General features: G+C 64.4%; 17 protein-coding genes. 7 read left to right on the plus strand and 10 right to left on the minus strand.

Annotation, left to right across the window (positions count from 1 at the left end):
* The 5 genes from ABEL04_RS00230 to ABEL04_RS00250 form a co-directional block, all read left to right on the plus strand.
* The coding region (locus ABEL04_RS00230) for a hypothetical protein (RefSeq protein WP_375800356.1) at positions 1–953 on the plus strand (953 nt) is incomplete at its 5' end.
* Between the two features lie 32 nt (positions 954–985).
* Positions 986–3,016: a PEGA domain-containing protein gene (locus ABEL04_RS00235; RefSeq protein WP_375800357.1), complete on the plus strand. Its 2,031-nt coding sequence runs from the start codon at positions 986–988 to the stop codon at positions 3,014–3,016.
* Between the two features lie 293 nt (positions 3,017–3,309).
* Positions 3,310–3,897 (plus strand): transposase, encoded by a 588-nt coding sequence (locus tag ABEL04_RS00240; RefSeq protein WP_375800358.1) that lies wholly within the window; start codon positions 3,310–3,312, stop codon positions 3,895–3,897.
* On the plus strand, positions 3,809–4,273 hold the full coding sequence (locus ABEL04_RS00245; RefSeq protein ID WP_375800359.1) for a transposase: 465 nt from the start codon (positions 3,809–3,811) through the stop codon (positions 4,271–4,273). The genes ABEL04_RS00240 and ABEL04_RS00245 overlap by 89 nt, the downstream gene beginning before the upstream one ends.
* Complete coding sequence (locus tag ABEL04_RS00250) at positions 4,260–4,439, plus strand: hypothetical protein (RefSeq protein ID WP_375800360.1); 180 nt, start codon at positions 4,260–4,262, stop codon at positions 4,437–4,439. The genes ABEL04_RS00245 and ABEL04_RS00250 overlap by 14 nt, the downstream gene beginning before the upstream one ends.
* A gap of 149 nt (positions 4,440–4,588) precedes the next feature.
* Here ABEL04_RS00250 and ABEL04_RS00255 read toward each other — a convergent pair whose 3' ends face one another.
* The 3 genes from ABEL04_RS00255 to ABEL04_RS00265 form a co-directional block, all read right to left on the minus strand.
* Complete coding sequence (locus ABEL04_RS00255) at positions 4,589–6,037, minus strand: PhoPQ-activated pathogenicity-related family protein (RefSeq protein ID WP_375800361.1); 1,449 nt, start codon at positions 6,035–6,037, stop codon at positions 4,589–4,591.
* 125 nt (positions 6,038–6,162) lie between these two features.
* Positions 6,163–9,114 carry an alanine--tRNA ligase gene (gene alaS, locus ABEL04_RS00260; protein ID WP_375800407.1) on the minus strand — a complete coding sequence of 984 codons (2,952 nt, stop codon included), beginning with the start codon at positions 9,112–9,114 and terminating at the stop codon, positions 6,163–6,165.
* 245 nt (positions 9,115–9,359) lie between these two features.
* Positions 9,360–9,983, minus strand: coding sequence for a DNA-3-methyladenine glycosylase (locus tag ABEL04_RS00265; RefSeq protein ID WP_375800362.1), 624 nt, complete (start codon positions 9,981–9,983; stop codon positions 9,360–9,362).
* Positions 9,984–10,068: 85 nt separating this feature from the next.
* Here ABEL04_RS00265 and ABEL04_RS00270 point away from each other — a divergent pair, with 85 nt between their 5' ends.
* Positions 10,069–11,013, plus strand: coding sequence for a hypothetical protein (locus tag ABEL04_RS00270; protein WP_375800363.1), 945 nt, complete (start codon positions 10,069–10,071; stop codon positions 11,011–11,013).
* Between the two features lie 6 nt (positions 11,014–11,019).
* Here ABEL04_RS00270 and ABEL04_RS00275 read toward each other — a convergent pair whose 3' ends face one another.
* The 3 genes from ABEL04_RS00275 to ABEL04_RS00285 all read right to left on the minus strand — a co-directional run bounded on the left by ABEL04_RS00275 (position 11,020) and on the right by ABEL04_RS00285 (position 15,823).
* On the minus strand, positions 11,020–12,207 hold the full coding sequence (locus ABEL04_RS00275) for a thiolase family protein (RefSeq protein WP_375800364.1): 1,188 nt from the start codon (positions 12,205–12,207) through the stop codon (positions 11,020–11,022).
* A 50-nt stretch (positions 12,208–12,257) separates the two neighbouring features.
* Complete coding sequence (locus tag ABEL04_RS00280; protein ID WP_375800365.1) at positions 12,258–14,375, minus strand: thioredoxin domain-containing protein; 2,118 nt, start codon at positions 14,373–14,375, stop codon at positions 12,258–12,260.
* A 122-nt stretch (positions 14,376–14,497) separates the two neighbouring features.
* Positions 14,498–15,823 carry a glycerate kinase gene (locus tag ABEL04_RS00285; RefSeq protein ID WP_375800366.1) on the minus strand — a complete coding sequence of 442 codons (1,326 nt, stop codon included), beginning with the start codon at positions 15,821–15,823 and terminating at the stop codon, positions 14,498–14,500.
* 116 nt (positions 15,824–15,939) lie between these two features.
* Between ABEL04_RS00285 and thiE the strand changes: the two genes are divergently transcribed.
* Positions 15,940–16,623 carry a thiamine phosphate synthase gene (thiE, locus tag ABEL04_RS00290; RefSeq protein WP_375800367.1) on the plus strand — a complete coding sequence of 228 codons (684 nt, stop codon included), beginning with the start codon at positions 15,940–15,942 and terminating at the stop codon, positions 16,621–16,623.
* Here thiE and ABEL04_RS00295 read toward each other — a convergent pair.
* The 4 genes from ABEL04_RS00295 to ABEL04_RS00310 all read right to left on the minus strand — a co-directional run bounded on the left by ABEL04_RS00295 (position 16,620) and on the right by ABEL04_RS00310 (position 20,776).
* Complete coding sequence (locus ABEL04_RS00295) at positions 16,620–17,372, minus strand: uroporphyrinogen-III synthase (protein ID WP_375800368.1); 753 nt, start codon at positions 17,370–17,372, stop codon at positions 16,620–16,622. The genes thiE and ABEL04_RS00295 overlap by 4 nt on opposite strands.
* 26 nt (positions 17,373–17,398) lie before the next feature.
* Positions 17,399–18,370 (minus strand): hydroxymethylbilane synthase, encoded by a 972-nt coding sequence (hemC, locus tag ABEL04_RS00300; RefSeq protein ID WP_375800369.1) that lies wholly within the window; start codon positions 18,368–18,370, stop codon positions 17,399–17,401.
* A 102-nt stretch (positions 18,371–18,472) separates the two neighbouring features.
* A complete protein-coding gene (gene hemA / locus ABEL04_RS00305; RefSeq protein ID WP_375800370.1) occupies positions 18,473–19,918 on the minus strand; it encodes a glutamyl-tRNA reductase in 1,446 nt (481 codons plus the stop codon).
* Positions 19,919–20,053: 135 nt separating this feature from the next.
* The gene (locus tag ABEL04_RS00310; RefSeq protein WP_375800371.1) at positions 20,054–20,776 is read right to left on the minus strand and encodes a 5'-methylthioadenosine/adenosylhomocysteine nucleosidase; all 723 of its coding nucleotides are present in this window, start codon (positions 20,774–20,776) and stop codon (positions 20,054–20,056) included.
* Between the last annotated feature and the right edge of the window lie 2 nt (positions 20,777–20,778).

Here is a 20,778-nt window from a genome sequence, read left to right on the forward strand (position 1 = left end):
AGAACCATCGGGCACCTTCCGCTCGGGGGGAAGCCACTCCAGAGCCCCCCGCCTCCATCCCCAAAGATTTTGGTCCTGTAGCGGAGGACGATGGGTCCCCAGGATGGGTTCTTGGGAAACCTATCCCGAATGCCGTCTGGCGGGCACTAGGGGGGCTCCTCATGGGCCTAGTCGTCGTCACGGCTGGCCTGTGGTACTTCGCGCCCGGCTTGCTCTCTCCAGCGGACAGAGACGAGCAGCCGGGGGCAACGGCAGAAAACAAAGTGGCGTCGAATACGCAGCCCTCTACTTCGGCCGCCGGCGCCGCCCCGGCCCTACAGACGCCCGCGGACAGTGCCGAGGGCACGGTGGGCGACAGCGCCGAACAGACAGCCGAGCAGGACCCGGCAGGCACAAGCCGTCAAGATCCTGAACGCTCCTCCTCCCCTTCAAGCTCTTCAGAAAGCACCCGTCGGGAGTCGACGAGCGACTCGAATCAGGAGCCGTCGGATCAGCGCCACCAGGACTCGGACGCTGAGCAAGGACAAGCGTCCCCCAACGACCAGACCGGCAACGATCAGACGGCCGAACCTACCGGCGCGGAGACAACCCCTTCAGGTGTAGAACAGCCACAAGAACCATCTCAGAGCGAAGCCCCTGCACCCTCCTCGCTCATCCAGGAACTGGCTCATATCCAGAATGTCCAAACGCTTCGGGCACAGGTCGACTCCCTCCAGCGCAGAGGCGAGATCAGGGCGGGCACGAAAGTACCTGAACCCGGGGAGTGGTACGCATTCGTCGAGGTTCTTGCCGGCCCCGAGTACGGCACAGTCGAGGCCGTCTACAGGCCCAGCCAAGGGGGGCAGCGGGTCGACTTGAAGTCGGGCAATGCGGTCGATGTCTCGGGGGAAACCGAGCTGGCAGACACATACGACCTGTCGAAGTACCAAATCCGGTACGTCTATCCCATTTAGAGATGATTCCGAATCAGAGAGAAGCTCGGCTCATGGTGGAAACAAACGGAGAACCAGCACTGCTGACGCTGCTCACAATCGCCTGCTGGACGCTTTGCGCGCCTCTGGCGCTCGGGCAGGAGCAGACCACCACCGTGCAGCTCTCGGGAGGGCCCCCACGCACGGTGAGCGCGATCGAGAACAGCGCGACCACCATACTCTCGGAATTCAACCGGGCTGCAAACGCCGGACGCCGTCCCCGCCTGTCGGGTCCTCTGGTGACGAGAGAAGGACGCATGGAGATCCAGCGCCGGTGGAACGAGTCCTCGTTCTACTGCACTGAGCCTCGGCTAACTCGCAGGTTGGCCCAGCGGGCGGACGGGTCCTACGAAATCCGCAACATTCCGCTCATTATTGAGGATGAGAGAGAGCAACGAGAGGCCATCATGAGCTTCAATGCGGACGGAGAGGTCTTCGGTCTCGTCTATACAGGATCCGTGATCGTTCATACTCGGCCTTCGGGGGCTAGCGTCAAAAGCATGGCTCGGGACACCTCAGCCGATGCCCCGGCGCGGTTCGAAGACCTGCCAGCGAGAGACCAGCGTTTTGTGATCCAGAAGCGGGGATACCGGCGTCTCGATACAACCCTTGCGGTACGACCTGGAGCGGCCCGGCGGGACACCGTTCAACTGGAGCAGGGGTACGGGAACATCCATGTCGAGGGCGTATCCGGGCAGGCGACGGTTCGCGTCGATGGGAAACGTCGTTCCTTCAAGGGCGACCAGGCACTGCGGGTCCGCGCCGGCACTGAGCACACGGTTATAGTTTCGCGGCGGTACTATCGGTCCCAGGACACTACGCTCTCGGTGGGGACCGGGCAGACCAAAACCATACGACCGCAGCTCGAGCGAAAGCAGTCATCGCTCGAGATTAAGTCGGAGCCCAAAGGGGCCTCAGTAACCGTGACCGGCGATGCTCTCTCCGGGTCGGTCACAGGAGCCACTCCGTTCCAAACGCAGGTAGAGCAAGGGCGCACGTACGAGGTTCGTGTCGCCCAGAGTGGCTATATCCCCAGCGTGCGCACGGTTGCTGTCGGCACAAATTCTTCGGTCACCCGGCGGGTCTCCCTGGGTCGTCTCACGGCTCAGTCGAGCGACGACGTGTTGATCAGGAACCTCCAGGCAACACGGACCGACGAGGGCGTTGCTATCACCTATGATCTGCTACGTACCGGTATCTCAGAGCAAAATTCCGTGGGCACGTTCAAAATCACGCTCTCGGTCATAGTCCCCCCCAACGACCGCTCATTGGCCATTGCTTCTCAGGACGTCTACGGGGCCGTAGGGGAGGCCGTAGCGCCGGGCCCGAACAAAGAGATTGAGTTGAAGAGGTCAATTCCCGGAGGCGCGACAGTGCAACTCATGGCAACCTCCCCATCGCAGGCAGAGTCTCTCACCTTCGGCCGCCGCAGCGCACCGGCTAGCAGCTCCGACACGCTCGGTAGCTCCCTAAACACGTTTCGCGTATCTGGAGAAAACGGGACCCTTGCGGTCGGGGTCGGGAGGGGCGACGCGTTTTCCATCAGCGGGTCGCTGGGAGGGAACGTATACCTCACGCGATTCATCGGGACCGTTCCGCTCGCGATGTTTATTCCCATTAGACTGCGAGCAGGATATCAGCAGGACGCCCTGTCCAACTTTAAGTACTTTCGTGCTGGTCTCGGCACCGGGGTAGGAGGGCGCCTCCACTTTACAGACCTGCAAAGCGTCAGGCGCAAACCGGTGATCGGGAACCTTGTCATCGAGGGCGCGCTGACCTTTACTCCGGGGTACTTCCATGATTACAACGGCGCCAGCTCTCAGAGGCCTCTCGGCCGCACGCGAACCGTCGACCTAGCGATCAAGCTAGTGGACCTCATCGGTGCCGGAGGAGGACGCGACCTCGGCCTTACACTTGGGTTCACTCATCGGACCGTCGGGCGAAGAGAGGCCGACAGCGTAGGGGATTACTTCGCTAGGTCATTCGGCTCTTTTGATTCGGTTGTCACGCAGCGCCTCTTTCACATTGGGATCAATCTGAAGTAGTTTCCGGTCGGCTCGTCAGGCCTAAATGGTGGATTGGTAGATCTTCCTGAGTTTACTACCGCAGAGCATCTGTGTCCCCCCCTGTGGCGTACATTCAGAGTTAGTTGAAGTTGGAACCAAGGAAGGGGTTCTTCCTCGGCCCACAAGCAACCAACCTCTAACCGAAGAAGAACCCCGTTATGACTACTCAACATAGCCCTGCCGACGAAGAGACGCCAACTTCTGAGACGCTTCGAGACGTTCTCGACGGACCAATCGACACAAAACTGCACCTGCTTCAACACCACGCGAAGATGGCTCGCCTTCTTGCCGAGGAGATACTGGAGGAGGAAGTCGAAGCCTTAGCTGGAGAGCGCCACAGCCGCGAGCGACCTTTTGACAAGCATCTGTGCCGTTGGGGCTCGGATCCAGGCTCGATTCGAATCGGCGAAGAGAAGGTTCCGATCGACGTGCCCCGGGTGCGGGACAAAGAGGCCGGGGAGGAGCAAACGCTGGAGAGCTATCAGGCAATGAAAAGCGCCGACACCAGCGAGGAGTTGACCCGGGCGATTCTTCCGGGCCTCTCGCAGGGGGATTACGGGCGGGTCGCTGGCCAATTTGTCGATGGGTTCAACCTGAGCCGGTCCTCGGTGAGCCGCCAGTTTCAACAGCGAGCCCAGCAGGCCCTGGAGGAGTTTGAAAGTCGGTCTCTGGAGGAGGAGAACTTTCTGGCTCTCTGGATCGACGGAAAACGGGTCGCCGGTGAGCAGGGAGACCCTCTGCATGGGGGTGACGGAGGCTGGCTACAAGAAGATGCTCGGCCCTGCGCAGGCGACGACGGAGAACGCCCGGTCGATCAAGGAGATGCTCCGGGATCTGATCAAGCGAGGACTCAGCTTTGAGGAGGGTATTTTGTGCATCATCGACGGAAGCAAGGGACTGCACAAGGCCATCGACGAGATTTCCGGGGATCGAGCTGAGATTCAACGTTGCCAGTGGCACAAGCGGAGAAATGTGCTCAGCTACTTGCCGGGGGATGATCAAAAGACGTGGCGACGGAAACTGCAGCGGGCCTATCAAGAGACGACCTATGAAGCTGCCAAAGAACGGCTCACCAATGTCCACGCCGAGTTGCAGCAGATCAACCGCACGGCTGCTCGCTCCCTTCAGGAGGGCCTGGAGGCCACGCTCACGCCCTGTCGACTCGGGCTCTTCGACGAGCTTGGCAAAAGCCTCCCTGGCCGCCAACTGTATCGAGAGCCTCATGGGAGATGTTGAAAGCTACATCGACGATGTGAAGCGTTGGCACCACTCTCCGCAGCGACAGCAGTGGATGGCCCTGGCACTGCTGGAAGCAGAAGACGGATTCCGTCGTCTTGACGGTTACCGAGATCTCCCGAGACTCAAGCAAGCGCTAAAAGAAGCAACCACCGACGACGAGTAGCAGTGAGGCGAAGACCCCCTGCTCCCTGTTTCAACTATGTTTGCATTTACCCCAGACGCGACGCTCTTTATCGGGGCTTCCGGGCCGTGTGAAGGGTTCGGGAAATGAATCGAAAGCGGGATCTCTACTCGTCCCCCGTCGGCAGCCGCTCAATTCCCCGGAGCGCTGAACGGGGGAGCGGTGGAGCTAGACGCCTCGGCTGCGAGAATCCGGACCCGGGTTGAGAGGGTAAATGTTCGGTTCTGGACCTTGTATACGACTTCCCCGAGAAGGGCCCGGTAGCCCTGATCGGGCCGCGCCACATTGGCCCGATACCTCCCATCGTCCTGCGCAGGCATCGTGCGGGCGCTGAATTCGGCGTCGCGAAAGTCGCGGTCGGTAGAGGTCGCCCGCCAGAGACGAACCGCATCGGGCTCCAGGCCGAGCGTCTTGGTGGGCGTCACGGTGAGCGTGCCGCCTCCGGCCCCCGTCGAGTACGACGCGTCGATCCCGGGAAACGAGAATTCGCCCGCGGCTGCCCGAGCGAAGGCGGCCACCGTTGCAAGCACCCGCTCGGCGTTCTGCACCCCATGGCCTTCGTTCGGCAAATACATCGCGTGCTTTTCGCCCTGAAGCTCCTTCCAGTACAAATTCAGCGCATCGATCGGCCAGTAGGAGTCGTTCGTGCCGAGGATGATCAGCTTGGGCTCCGACACCCGATCTCGGTAGCGGTAGGGATCGACGATCTCGAACAGTTTCTCGCCCTCGGGGGTGTCTGCAACCTGGGGAAGCCCCCGCTCCGTGTAGGCCGAGATGCGGCTGGAGTGGTCGCCCCACGCCTTCAGCTGGTGATCGAGCTGGACCTTCATGTTCAAGATGTCGAAGGCCATCGGCGCAAGTGCGGACACTCGGTCGTCCATCGCAGCGGTCAGCCAGGTGGTCCATCCTCGCTTGGAGGCGCCGGTTACGGTAAATTTCTCAAGCCTCTCCGCGAAGTTCTCGGCGGAGTACTCCTGCAGCGCGTCCATCGCTTTCACCGCCGACTTCGTCATGGGCAACAGAAGCGGCCAGGTGTCTTCCGAGGGATTCTCTAGAAACTGGTCGAACGTGTAGGAAATCAGTTCGTCTTCCGTGAGGCCCCCAAACAGCGGCTGGTTGGGGACCTGCCGGAGGAAGGCTGCCGCCTGGTTGGACACCTCTGCGGCCTGCGCGAGCAACTCGCACTGCTCAGGCGCCTCTCCCGACCTCGGGTCCGTCGCCTCCCGCAGGGCATCCTGGGTCCCGCCCCCGATTATGAGTGCACCGTGCTTCGAGGATCCGGACGCGGGGGGCTCAGCCACGATGAGCTGATGCCGCCAGCGCATGCCGCGCCACCGCTGGGAGGTCAGGCGCAGCTCAGCGCACTCGACCCCGTCGACGGTGGTCTCGCTGACGGATTCCCAGTTGTAGGCCGGGGTCGAGGCCTCTACGTAGCGCTCAAGGACAGGGCGCTGAGCGCTTTTCTCGCTGACGCCCAGCAAATCACAGCTTCCCAGGAGCATCCCCGTCGCGAGAGCCAGGGTCCAGACGAGGGGAGTCCGAAGGCCCGACAAGCTGGGGGGACACTCAGGAATAGTCATGCCGGCTTTCGTGCCTGCGAGAGGTTTGACATCGCTCAAACAGGAGGGCTAGAACATGGGGATCCCGACGGTGAATTGCAACCCAGCCGCGGCATCCGGCCCCACAGGCCGGGTCCGACGCTCATCTACTGCGGGTGGCCTCCGGAGACATGCTCCCGGACCAGGGAGGGAACGTCGTCGAGGACGGCATTCAACGCCTCGGGATCGCGTCCCCCGGCGGAGGCCAGCGACGGACGTCCGCCCCCGCCGCCCCCGAGCCGTTCGCCGAGCGTGCCCACCAGCGATCCGGCCTGGAGGTCGGCCTCCGCGATCAGGTCGTCGGCCACAGTGGCCACGACGTGCGCCTTCTCTCCGTTCTCTCCCACGCTGCCGAGGACGCCCACAGCCCCCTCCCCCAGTTTGTCGCGCAGCTGTTGCCCCAGTTCCTGAAGATCATCCGTATCGGCGCGGTCGAGGCGTCCGGTAACGACAGTCACGCCGTCGACTGTCGTAGCGTTCTCGTCGATAAAGGTGTCCAGCTTGCTCGCCAGTTGCCCCCGACGGAGCTGCTCGACCTCGTCCTGAAGCCGATCGCGCTCGTCCTGAAGCGCAGCAATGGCGTCCGGCAGCGGCTGTTGGAGGGAGCGGAACTGCCGTCGCGCCTGCATCAGTTCGTCGAGCTGCGATTCGACGTGCTCCAACGCCGCCTCTCCCGCCACAGCCTCTACGCGGCGCACGCCCGAAGCCACCGAGCCTTCAGACAGGAACCGGAAGAGGCCGATCTCGCCGGTGGCGTCCACGTGGGTCCCCCCGCAGAGCTCCATGCTGCGCCCCAACCGAGGGGTGGAGGTGGTCTCAGGGCCATACTCGGGATCGAAGGTGATGACGCGCACCCGGTCGCCGTACTGCTCGTCGAAGAGGGCGATGGCCCCACGGTCGAGGGCCTCATCGATCGGCACGTTTCGCGCTTCCTCCTTCGGAATGTTGTGCTGGATGGCCGCGTTGACCTGTCGCTCGAGGTCGCGGAGCGTATCTTCCGCCACGGCATCGAAGTGGCTAAAGTCGAACCGGAGCCGATCCGGGGCGACGAGCGAGCCCTTCTGCTGCACGTGGTCGCCCAGCGTCTGCCGGAGGGCCGCGTGCATGAGGTGGGTGGCGGTGTGATGCGCCCGGATGCGCCGCCGACGCTCCGTGTCGACCCGGGCCTCCACCGACGTGTCCAGCGCGTCGGGCAGGTCAGGCACAGTGTGCGCAATACGCTCGCCCTCGTACTGCGTGTCGAGCACCCGCACCTCCTCGTCCCCAAGGCGGAGCGTGCCGGTGTCCCCGACTTGTCCCCCGGCTTCGGCGTAGAAGGGCGTGTGGCTGAGCTCCACCTCGTACCGCGTGTCCTCCTCCATCTCCACGACGCGCACAGCCCGGACCTCGGCGTCCTGCACCACCTCCTGGTCATACCCGACGAACACGGACGACTCGCCCTCACTGACGGTCTGCCAGGCATGCACGTCGCTCTGGTCGACCTCGAACTCGGAGGCCTCCCGGGCCCGACTTTTCTGGCGGTCCATCAACTTCTCGTATCCCTCCATGTCGACCCCAAGGTTGCGCTCACGGGCCATCAGCCGCGTGAGGTCGATGGGAAAGCCGTACGTGTCGTGCAGGAGGAAGGCCACCTGGCCGGGCAGGATTCCCTCCCGGGCCGTGCGGGCGAAGTCGCGGAGGAGCTCGCCCCGGTCGTCGGTGTCCACGTAGGCCTTCTCCAACAGGTCCATCGCCTGGCGGTCCTGCTGAATCTCTCCGAGGAGGCGGTCTGTCACTTCGCCGTCCTTCTCACGGAAGCTCGTGACGTAGGGCGCGACGCGCTCGAAGAACTCGATGCCGGTGCCGAGGGTCTCCAGGAAGCTCTCCTCCTCCGACTCGATGGCCTGCTCGATGTAGTCCTGTTGCTGCGCCAGCCCATCGAACTGGTCACCCATCTTCTGAATCAAGGGCTCAACGAGGCGATGTAGAAACGGCTCCTCCAGGCCTAGGGTCTGGTAGCCGTAGCGGACGGCGCGGCGCAGGATGCGGCGAATGACGTAGCCGCGTCCCACGTTGCCCGGCATCACGCCATCGGAGATGGCGAAGGCGATGGCCCGGATGTGGTCGGCCACCACGCGGAGGGCAATGCGCGCCTTCTCGTGTTCGTCGTCGTCCTCAATCCGAAGGTCGTCGTAGCCGCGTACCTCGTCGCGGGGCGAGAGGTCGGCGATGGCCTGCAGGAGCGGCGCGAAGAGGTCGGTGTCGTAGGTCGACTCCTCGCCCTGCAGCACGGCCACCATGCGCTCGAAGCCCATGCCGGTGTCCACGTGCTGGTCCTCGAGGGCCTCCAGGCTCCCGTCGGACTGCGCGTTGTACTGGATGAACACCAGATTCCAGAGCTCCATGACCTGCGGGTGGTCCTCGTTGACGAGGGTCCGGCCAGGGGTCTCCGTGCGCGCCGTTTCGGGCCGCAGGTCGACGTGGATCTCTGAGCACGGCCCGCACGGCCCCGTGTCGCCCATCATCCAAAAGTTCTCCTTCGAGGGCTCGTACAACACGCGCGCCTCGGGAAGGGGCGTCTCGGAGAGCCAGAGGTCGTAGGCCTCCTCGTCGGCCTCGAGGCCGAGTTCCGAGTCCCCCTCGTGGACCGTGGCGTAGAGCCGGTCCGGCGCAAGTCCCCATCGCTCCACCAGCAGTTCCCAGGCCCACCGAATGGCCTCGGCCTTAAAGTAGTCGCCGAAGCTCCAGTTGCCCAGCATCTCGAAAAAGGTGTGGTGGTAGGTGTCGTGCCCCACCTCTTCCAGGTCGTTGTGCTTGCCCGACACCCGGAGGCACTTTTGCGTGTCCACCGCCCGGGAGTACGGGCGTCGACCGGTTCCCAGAAAGACATCCTTGAACTGGTTCATCCCGGCGTTCGTGAAGAGCAGCGTGCTGTCGCCCTCCGGCACGAGCGAGGCACTCGGGACGATCTCATGGTCCTTCTCCTCAAAGAACTGCAGGAAGTCCCGTCGGAGGTCCTCGGAGGTCCGTGTCGTATCAACGCCAGATTGAAGGTGCGGATTCATCGGAGCGTTGCCCAGGAGGTCTTATTCAAATCGCGCGAAACAGCGGGGAAGCAGCAGGACCGCCTGTCAGGACATGGCCCATGGGGGCCTGTGCCTTTCCAGGGTGGCGGATAGTCGGGACGGGAAAATAGGACTCCACCGGTGTATGTACGGCCAAGCGCGGTGAGGATTCCAGGGATGTGTTCCGTGTTTCGCTGCGCGTAATTCGTAGTGCGCAGTGGCTTCGATCATGTGCACACACGGCATGCACCACGCACTCCTTACTTCTGGTCGCTGGGTGTGCCCTTGGAGACAAACGAGCTCCCGGTCACGTACCACCGCCAGGGCCGCTCGACGCCTTTCGTGATGCCGATGCGGCTCGAGGTCGCCACTTCTTCGTCCGGCACGGCCTCCCCGTCCGCCAAATACAGGGGCGGCCCCGTGAGGTCCATCCCGTGCTGCTCATCGTCCACGCCGAAGGCCTCCGTCAGCTTGCCCGGACCGTTGGTGAGATCCGTCGTCGGCCGGCTCCGCCACTCCTGCATGATGTCCACGCCCGCCATCGGCTCCACGGCACGAATCAGGACGGCGCCGGCCGTCCCCTCCGGCTCCGTGACCACGTTTAGGAGCCAGTGCACGCCGTAGATGAGATAGACGTAAGCCGTTCCCGGTGCGGCGAAGAGATCACGCCCTCGGCCTTGGCCGGTGATCGTGCCTGTTTCCGGATTTCGGGAGAGGTGAGAGGCGTGGCAGGCAGGGTCGTCCTCAGTATAGGCTTCTGTTTCTACGATGCGGCCGGCGAGACGCCCCGCGGCCGGATGCTCATGCACGAGGTGCGCCCCGAGCAGATGCCGCGCCGTCGAAACGGTCGATTCCGCGAAAAAATTGGTTGGAAGGGGCTCCATCGCGGTCTGAACAGTTGGGGGAGTGGATTGGTTGTTCGATTCAAACACGACCTTCTGAGCCGGCGATCACCCACCGAGCGTCCCTATGTCTCCTCCGAGCTCGACCCACGAGGCGCCCGTACTGATGGACCGGGCATTCGAGGCCTCTTCTCTCAGTGTCCTGAATGTCCAGGTGCCGAGCGCCCGGGTGCAGGTCGGTCCCCGCACCGATGATGAGCGCGTGCACGTGCTCGGAGTGGTCCTGGACTCCAATGCTGATCAGGCGAGTGAGGTCCTCCACCGGAGGGGTCTGACCACAAAACGGTCCCACGACCAACTGTCCATCGCCGGAACTGCGCTGGAGAACGACCCGGATACGTGGCGGTGGCGACGCAAGCACCGCGCGTCTGTCCAGCTCGACGTCGCGATACCTCCTGCCATCGACCTGAAGATCCACGCGCCCGGAGGGACTGTCAACGTCTCCGATCTTCTGGGAGCGGTCAGTCTGGACGTGATGGGAGGCACGGTGGAGGCGGAAGGCCTCCACGGAGACCTCGACGTGCGAGGCGGGGGAGGCCTCCTTGCCGTTCGAAACGGGGCCGACATGGCTCTTGATCTCCAGTGGACGAGCGGAACCGTCGCCCTCGAAGACGTGGAGGCCACGTCTACCACCCTTCGTTCGGTGGCCGCTCCTACAACGGTCCAGAGCGTCCGCGGCTCTATGGAGGTGACCGTTCAGGGCGCCGCTCTCCATCTCCAGGACGTGGGCGGGTGCTGTGAGGCTGGAGTTCGGGGAGGGGCCCTCACCTACCGCGGTGCCCCGTCGGAGGAGACCCACCTTGAGACCGTGGGCGGCCCGCTCCGTGTCTATCTTCCGTCCTCCCACGCCGCCGACCTGAGGCTCTCCGGCGAATCGGTTCGGGTTGACGAGGCCTTCGACTTCGAAGGACAAGAGAACGCTCGTGGCACGGAGGGTCGTCTCAACGGGGGCGGACCGCCCCTCTATCTCCGGGCCGTTCAGGACGTTGCCCGTTGCCTTCCGCGATCGTAGCGGCGTTTACGTCCGCTCGATGGCCAGGGCCACGCCGCCGCCGGTGCCGTGGCAGATGGACGCCAGGCCCATCGTACCGCCGTGCTGGCGAAGGGCGTGGAGGAGCGTCACGGTGATCCGGGTGCCCGAGGCGCCGATGGGGTGCCCCAGCGCAATGGCCCCTCCGTGAACGTTCAGCCGATCGTACGGCACATCCAGCTCGCGGTGGAAAAGGATGTTGTTGATGGCAAAGGCCTCGTTGTTCTCGAAGAGATCGTAGTCGTCGAGGGCCGTGTCGGTGGCGTCGAGCACGTTGTGGACGGCCGGGATCGGGGCCTCCGGAAAACGCCACGACTCGCGCGCCGACCAGCCGCCCCGATGCACCGTTGCGAGGGGCGTAAGCCCGTGGGCCTCCACTGCGTCGGCACTCGCGAGCAGTACCGCCGCCGCGCCGTCGGAAATCTGGCTGCTGTTGCCGGCGGTCAAGACTCCGTCCTCCACGAAGGCCGGACTCAAGTTCGCGAGCCCGTCGGCGGTCGTGTCGGGCCGAATGCCTTCATCGGACTCCAGTGTCTCCGGACCGGAGCGTGTCTCGTACTCGACCGGCGTGATCTCGTCGTCGAAATGCCCGTTCTCCGACGCCTCAGCAGCCCGCTGCTGGGACGCCGCCGCAATCTCATCGAGTTCGCCGCGGCTGATGTCGTGCTCGGCGCAGAGGCGCTCGGTCTGCTCGCCCATGGCCTCCCCACTGTTCGGATCGCTGAGGCCGTCCCGCTGCATGATGTCCAGCACTTGTTCGCCGCCTGGCGAGAGCGTGTAGCCCCACCGCGCCCCGGAGTCCAGATAGTATCCGGCGTCCGACATCGACTCGGTGCCACCGGCGAGAATGAGGTCTGCCTCTCCCGCCTTCACCATCGTTGCTCCGTTCATAATCGACATCATGCTGGAGGCGCAGACCATGTCCACGGCGTAACCGTCGATGCTCTCAGGAATACCGGCCTGCAGGGCGGCCTGACGGGGCACAAGCTGACCGTGGCCGGCGCGCAGGACATTTCCAAAGATGTAGAGGTCCAGCCCTCCGCCATCCACGTCGGCCCGGTCGAGGGCGGCCCGCATTACTGGAGCGGCCAAATCCACGGGCGAGTGATCCTTTAGAGCCCCGCCGAATCGGCCAATGGGGGTGCGAACGGCAGACACGACATATACGTTACGCATGGATCGAAGCTGCAAATGGTGAACGAGAACTAGTGAACAGACATGATGGATTAGCCCGTGTCCACCGGGCGAGCACTTTTCCGGAGTTGCTCTTCGAGCTCCGCTGGATCTGTGGTCGGCGCCTCGCACCGAAAGTCCCGGCAGACGTAGGCGGCGGCGCGTCCATCTAGCGGCGATTGGGAATTCGTGAAGGGCGCCACCTCGGTCACGTCCGGTGCATCGCCGGGCGGGCGGTGCAGCACCACGGTCGTTGGGGTGTAGGTGTCGTGGCAGACCTGAAGCAGGGCCTGGGTGTCTTCGCCGCCCCGTTCACCGGCGACGACAACCTCCCGCGGACGACCCACCGCCCAGTGGAGACCGGCGAGCAGCGCTGTGAACCCGGTCGGACGGCTCCGGACGCTCGACCCGGCCCAGCGACTCAGCGCCGCTGCTCGCTCTTCGAACTCCGTTCGGCCTGTGAACCGCGCCAGACGCAGCAAATTCATCAGTTGGATCGAGTTGCCGGACGGAAGGGCCCCATCCGTCACTTCTTTGGGACGAACGATGAGTTCTTCCCCGTCTTCAGGCGTCATGTAGAACCCGCCGCCGTCGGCGTCCCAGAAGCGGTCCAGGCACGAGTCCGTGAGGTCGAGAGCCGCCTGTAGCCACCGGGGCTCGAACGTGGCCTCGTACAGCTCGAGGAGGCCCCAAGTCAGGAATGCGTAGTCGTCAAGGGTCGCCCGGATGCCCGCCTCGCCCTCTCGGTAGCGATGGAGCAGGCGTCCTTCAGCGTCGTGCATCGTGTTCAGCACGAACTGGGCCGTTTGGCAGGCCGTCTTCCGGTAGTCAGGCTCACCGAAGGCACGGGCGGCCGTTGCCAGGGCCGCGACCATGAGCCCGTTCCAGTCTGTCAGGACCTTGTCGTCGAGGCCCGGCCGGGGCCGCGCGTCCCGCTGCTCGAGGAGTGCCTCGCGGGCCGTCTCCAGACGCTCATGAAGGGCCTCCTCGCTCATGTCGTGTCGCTCGGCCTCCACGGCGAGGGGGCGGTCGAGGTACAGCACGTTTTTGCCGGTCCGCTCGCCGGTGCGTTCCTCCTGGTAGTTGCCCTCGGCACTCATGTTGTAGACATCGATCACGAGCTCCGCAAGCTCCGGCGCCAGCACGTCGCGCACCTCGTCGGTAGACCAGACGTAGAAGGCCCCTTCTTCCATCTCGCCCTCCTCGTTCAGGCTATCGGCGTCCTCCGCCGAGTAGAACCCTCCGTCCGGGGCCTGGAGATCCCGCATCACGTACGTGAGCACTTCCCGCGCGGTGGTCTCGTAGCGATCCTCGCCGGTGGCCTGGTAGGCCTCCGCGTACGCCAGAACGTGCATGGCCTGGTCGTAGAGCATTTTCTCAAAGTGCGGGAGGACCCATCGCTGATCGGTCGAGTAGCGGTGGAATCCATATCCGACCTGATCAAACAGGCCGCCCCTCCGCATCTGGTCGAGCGTCTCGGTCACCATCTCCAGCGCTCGCCCCTCCCCCGTCCGGTGCCAGTGGCGGAGCAGGAAGAGCAGGTTGTGCGGCGCCGGAAACTTCGGGGCGGACCCGAATCCCCCGTGCGTCGAGTCAAACTGCCGCGAGAGCTTCCGGAAGGCCTCGTCGAGGAGCTGCTCCCCAGGCGTGCTCCCCGTCTCGTCCTCCTCCGAGGATCGCCGAAGAAGACTCGTGACCTCCTCCGCATCGTCGAGGAGCTTTTCGCGGTCGTTCTCCCAGAGCTTCCGGACGCGAGGCAACAGATCCATGAGTCCGGTTTGCTGGAAGCGCCCCTCTTTCGGCAGGTACGTCGCGGCGAAGAAGGGCCTGCGGTCGGGTGTGAGGAGCACGGTGAGCGGCCAGCCCCCGCGTCCGCGCATCATCTGGCACACGTCCATGTAGATGCTGTCCACATCGGGCCGCTCTTCCCGATCCACCTTGACGGCCACGAATCCGTTGTTTAGGACCTGCGCCACCTCTTCGTCCTCGAAGGACTCCCGCTCCATCACGTGGCACCAGTGGCACGTAGAGTAGCCGATGGATAAGAAGATCGGCTTGTCCTCCTGACGGGCCGTTTCGAAGGCGTCTTCGCCCCACGGATACCAGTCGACAGGGTTATCCTTGTGCTGGCGGAGATAGGGACTCTGTTCCTCGGCGAGTCGATTGGGCATAGGTCGGGAGACATCGGTGGGGGAAGTGCGGCGCGGGTGTCGCCTAACCCAACGACGGGAGACCGATCCGGTTCGGCTCCACCGCCCGGTCTCGTGGGGACGAGAAGCGGTCCATTGTCGCTTCACGGGGCGCCCGTGAGCCCGATCTGCACGTCCATGACATTTGTGTGCGTTGGCCCCGTCCGAATGAGCTGATCGATGGCCTCGAACAGCGGGTAGGCATCGTTTGCCTCCAGGTGTGCTTGCGGGTCGCAGCCGGCGGCGCGGGCTTCGTCGGCGGTCGAGGGCGTAGCCCAGGCCCCGGCAGCATCCGTCGGCCCGTCGATGCCGTCGGTGCCCCCACTGAGCAGCACCGCCGACCGCCCTGTGTCCTCGAGTACCAGGGACGCCCCCAGCGCCACCTCCTGGTTCCGTCCTCCGTTCCCGTCGCCCGTGACCGTGACGGTAGGCTCTCCGCCCCAAAGCCAGCACGTAGGACGCGCCGACGATTCACGGAGCAGGGTGCGGGCGTGCTGCTCCCCCACCGTGCGAGCCTCACCGCTGACGTCCTCCTGGACGGACGCGACTCTGTACCCTCTGCTCTCGGCCGCCTCCTTGGCCGCGTCGAGGGCGGTCCGGTTGGTGGCCACCACCGCGTTCTTTGTTCGCTCGAAGCAGTCAGCCCCCGGGCCCGGCGTCTCCAGACGGTTCCCCCGCGCCCCCTCGGCAATGTGTGACCGAATCGGGGCGGGCACATCGTGCCAGAGATCGTTCTGGTAGAGCACCTGCATGGCGTCCTCGTAGGTGGAGGGATCAGGGACAGTAGGCCCACTTGCAATAACAGAAATAACGTCTCCCACGACGTCGGATACGATCGGCGCGACAACATCTGCCGGGTGGGCGATCCGGGCAAGTTGTCCGCCTCCAACCTGCGTCAGGTGCTTGCGAACCGCGTTTGCGCCATGGATGTCAACCCCACCGGTCAGCAGGTGGTGGTACGTCGTCTTGAGGTCATGGAGGTCTAGCCCCTCTCTCGGGAGTGTGCTGAGGGCAGTCCCCCCTCCGGAAACGAGAACGATCAGCAGGTCTTCCTCACTGGCGGCCTCCGCCTGCTCTACAATTCGCCGGGCGCCCCGCACGCTGCCCTGCGTGGGAATGGGGTGTCCCCCTTCGTTGATTGTCACGGTCGACGGAGCCGGAAAATCTTCGGGATAGGTGTCCGGGGCTCCCTCCGGAACGATCACCGTCCCTTCGTCCACGAGGCCTCCAAGACCCTCTTCAACGACCCCGGCCATGGCCATCGCGGCCTTTCCGAGTCCCACGAGACGAACTGTATCGTAGGTCTCGATCGGGCGCAGGGCCCAGTCCGACGGCTCCGAGGCCCCGAACAATTCGGGAGGTTGAACGCGCTGCACCGCGGCCCGAAAAATGGCTCGTGCATCCTCGACGAGTGAGGCAGAGGTGTTCATGTGTACCAAATTTGGTGGAGCGTGGGTTGGCTCGACGCTCCTGAACGGGGAACCGTGCAGGAACTCACGTGTGAAGGGTGAAAAAGAACGCCCCAAGACGCTTCAGATCCAGATTCATGGAGAGCCCTTCAACCAACGGAGAGCCGAGCCCGCCCGACCAGGCCATCGGTCGCCTGCACGTGCTCACCGACTTTCACCTCCAGCAGCGGCGCTCACACGCCGACCTAGCCCAGCTCGCCATCCGGGGCGGGGCCGATTCCATTCAGTTTCGGCAGAAGCACGGTGGCATACAGAACAAGCTGAGAGAGGCGCACAGGGTCGCCGAGGTGTGCCAGGATGCCTCCGTCCCCCTCATCGTCAACGATCGGGTCGATATCGCGCAGGCGGTTGGGGCTGAGGGCGTGCATCTGGGGCAGAATGATTTTCCGGTGGGCGAGGCCCGCACTGTTCTGGGCGCGGAGCGCACAATCGGGGCGACGACGACCAATGCCTCCCAGGCCGTCGAGGCGCACGAGATGGGCGCCGACTATTTGGGCTTCGGTCCAGTATTTCCGACCACCTCGAAGCGGAACCCGAAGTCGGTGAAAGGGCCTGAAGGCCTGGAAGAGGCCTGTGAGGCCGTTCCCATTCCCGTGATCGCCATTGGAGGCGTCACCCACGATCGGGTCCGGACCGCCCTCGACGCTGGGGCGCACGGGGTTGCGGTCCTCTCGGCCGTCGCCACCGCCAACGACCCCGGGCAGGCCACGGCACGATTTCGGGCGGCCATCGACGGGATGCTCCGGGAGTCCGACTCCTAACGTTCATCCGAGGCTTCGCCCTGTTCACGGGCGGCGGTAATTGCGGCGACCAGTTCGTCCGGGGCAGGCGCCGCGGCGACCGCGTCAACGACGAGGCCGGCATCTTCGAGGGCCCCGGCGGTCGTGGGGCCGATGGCTGCTACGCGGTAGGCCGACGGGTCGACGGAGGCCGCCTGCTGCACAGCCTCAAGCCCCGAGGGACTGAAGAAGACAAGCCACGTCTCTCCAGCCGGAGACGGCAGATCGAGAGTGCTGCGCGTTCGCGTTTCGTACACCATCTGTTCTTCGAACGGGACCCCAGCCTCGACCAGTTGGTCAGGGAGCGTGTCGCGCCGACGATTGCCGCAGAGAAAGAGCAGCGGGGCAGCGGGACCATTGTCGACGATTCGCTGGGCGAGAGCCTCGGCCGTGCCGGCCTCTTCCCCCCGTGGTTGAAGGTCCACTTCCCGCAATCGCCCAGCCGTCTTCGGCCCGACCGCGTAGGCGGGCGCACCCCGCCATGCCTCGGCAAGTTCGGCCTCCGCAGAAAAGGCACGGTCGAGCGCCTCCGCCACGCGAGGACTCGTGGCAACAATCCCGGCATACTGCTTGCGCCGTCGGAGCCGCTTCCGCAGGGCGTCCTGATTCGGGAATACAAACGAGAGCACCGGCTCGCAGGCTGCACGCAGGCCGGCCTGGCTGAACGTAGCCCGGTACGGATCGGGATCGTCGGCCGACCGAAGGAGAATGACGTCTAGCGACTCGGGCATCGGCGGACCTGTTTGCTCTGGCAGTGTCAGGGACGAAAGGGCGATCCCGTGGGCTCCCGGCGCTGGTCGCCGAGCACCTCCTCCAGGATGGCCTCCCCGCCCGCCTCCAGAAGGTCAACGGCCAGTTGTCGGCCCACTTCTTCCCCGTCCTCCGGGTCGCACCGCCGCCGGTCCCGATAGTGCTCCGTTCCATCGAGGGCAGCGATGCACGCGTCCAGCACGAGCGTCTCCTCCTCCAGCCGCGCCCAGGCCCCGAGGGGCACCTGGCAGCCCCCCCCAACGCGTCGGAGGAAGGCCCGCTCAGCGACCGCAGCGTAGCCCGCGGGCGGATCGTGAAGCACGTCGTGCAGGAAGGCCCGGAGGGACTCGCCCTCTTCCCTGCATGCGATGCCCAGCGCTCCCTGGCCCACCGCCGGAATCATGATCGAAGGGTCGATGCGGTCGCGGATGTGGACCGAAAGTCCCAACCGCATGAGGCCGGCCACAGCGAGAACCATTCCGTCCCAGTCACTCTCGGTAAGCTTCTCGAGTCGCGTGTCAACGTTTCCACGAACAGGGACGATGTTGAGGTCTGAGCGCCACGTGAGCAGCTGAGCCGTGCGACGGAGGGACGAGGTCGCCACGGTCGCCCCCTCCGGGAGATCGTCGAGGTGCCCCTCGAACGACGGATGCGCCACGAAGGCGTCGAGCGGGTGTGGTCGCTCGCCGATGGCTGCGAGGGTAATTCCTCCAGGGACGGTGGAGGGAATGTCTTTAAGCGAGTGGACGGCCAGATCGACCTCGCCCTCGAGCAAGGCGCGATCCAACTCCTTCGTGAAGACGGCCTCGTCGCCAATCTCCGAGATTGGCGTATCGGTGGACTCGTCCCCCCGAGTCGTGATGGTTTCGAGTTCGGCCCTGTGGCCGGCTGCTTCGAGTTTCGAGCGTACGACGTTGGCCTGCCGCAGTGCCAGTTCACTGCTTCGAGTGCCAAGGACGAGAGGATCGGGAACCGGCATGACAGGGGCCTGGGGGGATTTGGATACAGACAGAGGAGGGAACGAGACCGTGAAAAGTCATCCGCAGGGGCGAATCGCACCGTGAGTCGGCGAGCCGGACGTTCACTCCGCCGATCCGGGTGCCTCCTGGGAGTCGTCGTGGGCCTCTGCCTGCAAGTTGAGCGCGTGCTGAAGGTGCTGGTCCTCCGCCCCATCGGTCGCCGGGTCGTGGGTGAGGTACGGACACCGGGAGGGAGCGTCCACGAGGTTGGGGCGGTCGTCCTCAGAGGCCTCCGGGAGAGACCGACGGGGAGGGTCGTCGGACGGAGCAAAGAGGGCGTGCAGCAGCTCGATGCCCTGCACGAAGTCGATGCTGTCGGGGTCGACGTTCTTCAGACGAACGATGGGCACCGCCAGGAGCTTCTGCATGATCGACTTCGTGAGACGGTCCACCTCCTCCCGATTCATGTCGGTGCGGTGGGCGTGACGCTCGACCTCCTGCTCCCGAATCGTGTCGAAGGTATTCCGGATGGCCTGGATTGCGGGCTCGAGCGCCTGCTGGTGAAACACCCACGTCACGAAGTCTTCGAGCAGCTCCTCACAAATCGACTCCGCCTCCGGAACGGCATCGGCCCGCTGCTCCTGTACCCCCTCCGTCCAGGCCTGCAGGTCGTCCAGATCGTAGAGCCGGTACCCCGAACGGTCGGCGACGGCCGGATCGACGTTCCGAGGCATGGCAATGTCGACGATCAGGGTTGAGGGGGCGTCGTCCTGCGCTGGCAGGGCCGAGGCGTGAAGGATTGGATCGGGCGCTCCCGTCGCGACGAAAACGAGGTCCGCCGCCCCGACGGCGTCGTGGCGGTGGCGCCAGGGTCTGGTCGTTCCGTCGTATGCGAGGGCCAACTCCCGGGCGCGATCGGAGGACCGGTTGACGACGGTCAGCGATTGGAGGGGCTCTTCCGTGAGGGCCTGAAGGGCGAGTCGCCCCATTTTGCCCGCTCCCACGAGGGCAACGTCGGTCTCCACGAAGGAGGTTGTGCGGGCATACGCTTCGAGATCCTGGCGAGCCATCTCTACGGCCGCCGTCGAGACGGAGGCGGCGCCCTGCTCGAGCGCCGTTTCCGACGAGACGCGCTTCGACGCACGAAACGCTGTGTGCAGGAGACGATGCATCAACGAGTGCACGGCCCCGGCGTCCACGGCCCGCTCGTAGGCAGCCTTGACCTGAGCAAAGATTTGGCTGTCTCCAAGCACAAGCGACCGTAGGCCGCTGGTGACCTGAAGGAGATGGCGCACCGCCGACTCGTCGCGGACCCGGAACGCAGCGTCTGACGGCCAGCCCTTCCCGGCCGCCTGCCCAAGCATCGCCTCGACCTGACGAACATCCGCCTCTGTGCCGTAAAGATAGGCCTCGGTCCGGTTACAGGTCGAGAGAATAACGACCTCTGCGCCCTCACTGAGGCTGAGATTATCGTACAGGGCCTCTTGATCCTCCGGACTCAACGCAAACTCCTCCGTTTGGTCAAGGGAGGCACATTCGTGATTAAGACCGGATGTATAGAACCTCATAGAGGCAACTCACATCCATTTAAGCACAACGCCGAAGTTATACATCACAGATCGTCCCCTGTTCACGAGTACTGCCTCCTGCCTACAGGAGGGGTTGAAGCAAAAATGAGTTGGGGGTAAAGGTTCGCAGAAGACCTAGGTCGTTGAGGCTGAGAACGTGTCGGCCGTCGGATCGAAAGCATCCAGAAGCCGGAGCACGGTTTGGGAGGAAGAGCGGGCAGCCTCTTCTAGAAATGCCTCGAAGTCGACATCCGAAGTGCCGTCAGCGCGGTCCGAGATGGCCCGGACGACCAAGTAAGGCACGTCGTTAACCGCGCACACCTGTCCCACGGCAGCTCCTTCCATTTCCACACAGTCCCCCTCTAGCTCTTCGCGGAGCTGCCGGCGATGCTCTTCGTCCTCAATGAATGTATCCCCTGTCAGCACCCGCCCCGGGCGGATGGTGTGGTCGGGGAGAGAGAGCGCCTGTGCACGCCGGCGGAGATCGGGGGCGGTTTCGAAAAAGCGGAGGTCAGTGAACGGAATTTGTCCGCGGGGCAGCCCAAGAAAGTCCACGACGACGTCGTGCTGGACGCAATCCTCCGCCACCACGATGTCTCCAATGTCGAGCGCCGGGTTCACCGCCCCGGCGGACCCGGTGCAAACGATGGCTTGGGCGTCGAACACGTCGATCAGCAGCTGGGCGCAGAGGGCGGCGTTCACCTTCCCGACTCCGGCCCGCACGAGCACCAGATCGTGGCCCTGCCAGCGGCCCTCGTGAAAGGCAAGGCCCGCTCGTTCAGTAGTGGCCTGGAGCGTGCATTGCTCCAAGTAGAGCTCCATTTCGATGTCCATTGCGGACATGATGGCCAACGGCATAA

The sequence above is a fragment of the Salinibacter sp. genome (assembly GCF_042218895.1).
In the GTDB taxonomy this organism is placed as follows: domain Bacteria; phylum Bacteroidota; class Rhodothermia; order Rhodothermales; family Salinibacteraceae; genus Salinibacter.

Coding starts and splice junctions, on each gene's coding strand:
- ABEL04_RS00235 (WP_375800357.1), top strand. CDS start 986: ATGGTGGAAACAAACGGAGAACCAGCACTGCTGACGCTGCTCACAATC.
- ABEL04_RS00240 (WP_375800358.1), top strand. CDS start 3,310: ATGGCTCGCCTTCTTGCCGAGGAGATACTGGAGGAGGAAGTCGAAGCC.
- ABEL04_RS00245 (WP_375800359.1), top strand. CDS start 3,809: ATGCTCGGCCCTGCGCAGGCGACGACGGAGAACGCCCGGTCGATCAAG.
- ABEL04_RS00250 (WP_375800360.1), top strand. CDS start 4,260: ATGGGAGATGTTGAAAGCTACATCGACGATGTGAAGCGTTGGCACCAC.
- ABEL04_RS00255 (WP_375800361.1), bottom strand. CDS start 6,037: ATGACTATTCCTGAGTGTCCCCCCAGCTTGTCGGGCCTTCGGACTCCC.
- ABEL04_RS00265 (WP_375800362.1), bottom strand. CDS start 9,983: ATGGAGCCCCTTCCAACCAATTTTTTCGCGGAATCGACCGTTTCGACG.
- ABEL04_RS00270 (WP_375800363.1), top strand. CDS start 10,069: ATGTCTCCTCCGAGCTCGACCCACGAGGCGCCCGTACTGATGGACCGG.
- ABEL04_RS00275 (WP_375800364.1), bottom strand. CDS start 12,207: ATGCGTAACGTATATGTCGTGTCTGCCGTTCGCACCCCCATTGGCCGA.
- ABEL04_RS00280 (WP_375800365.1), bottom strand. CDS start 14,375: ATGCCCAATCGACTCGCCGAGGAACAGAGTCCCTATCTCCGCCAGCAC.
- ABEL04_RS00285 (WP_375800366.1), bottom strand. CDS start 15,823: ATGAACACCTCTGCCTCACTCGTCGAGGATGCACGAGCCATTTTTCGG.
- thiE (WP_375800367.1), top strand. CDS start 15,940: ATGGAGAGCCCTTCAACCAACGGAGAGCCGAGCCCGCCCGACCAGGCC.
- ABEL04_RS00295 (WP_375800368.1), bottom strand. CDS start 17,372: ATGCCCGAGTCGCTAGACGTCATTCTCCTTCGGTCGGCCGACGATCCC.
- hemC (WP_375800369.1), bottom strand. CDS start 18,370: ATGCCGGTTCCCGATCCTCTCGTCCTTGGCACTCGAAGCAGTGAACTG.
- hemA (WP_375800370.1), bottom strand. CDS start 19,918: ATGAGGTTCTATACATCCGGTCTTAATCACGAATGTGCCTCCCTTGAC.
- ABEL04_RS00310 (WP_375800371.1), bottom strand. CDS start 20,776: ATGCCGTTGGCCATCATGTCCGCAATGGACATCGAAATGGAGCTCTAC.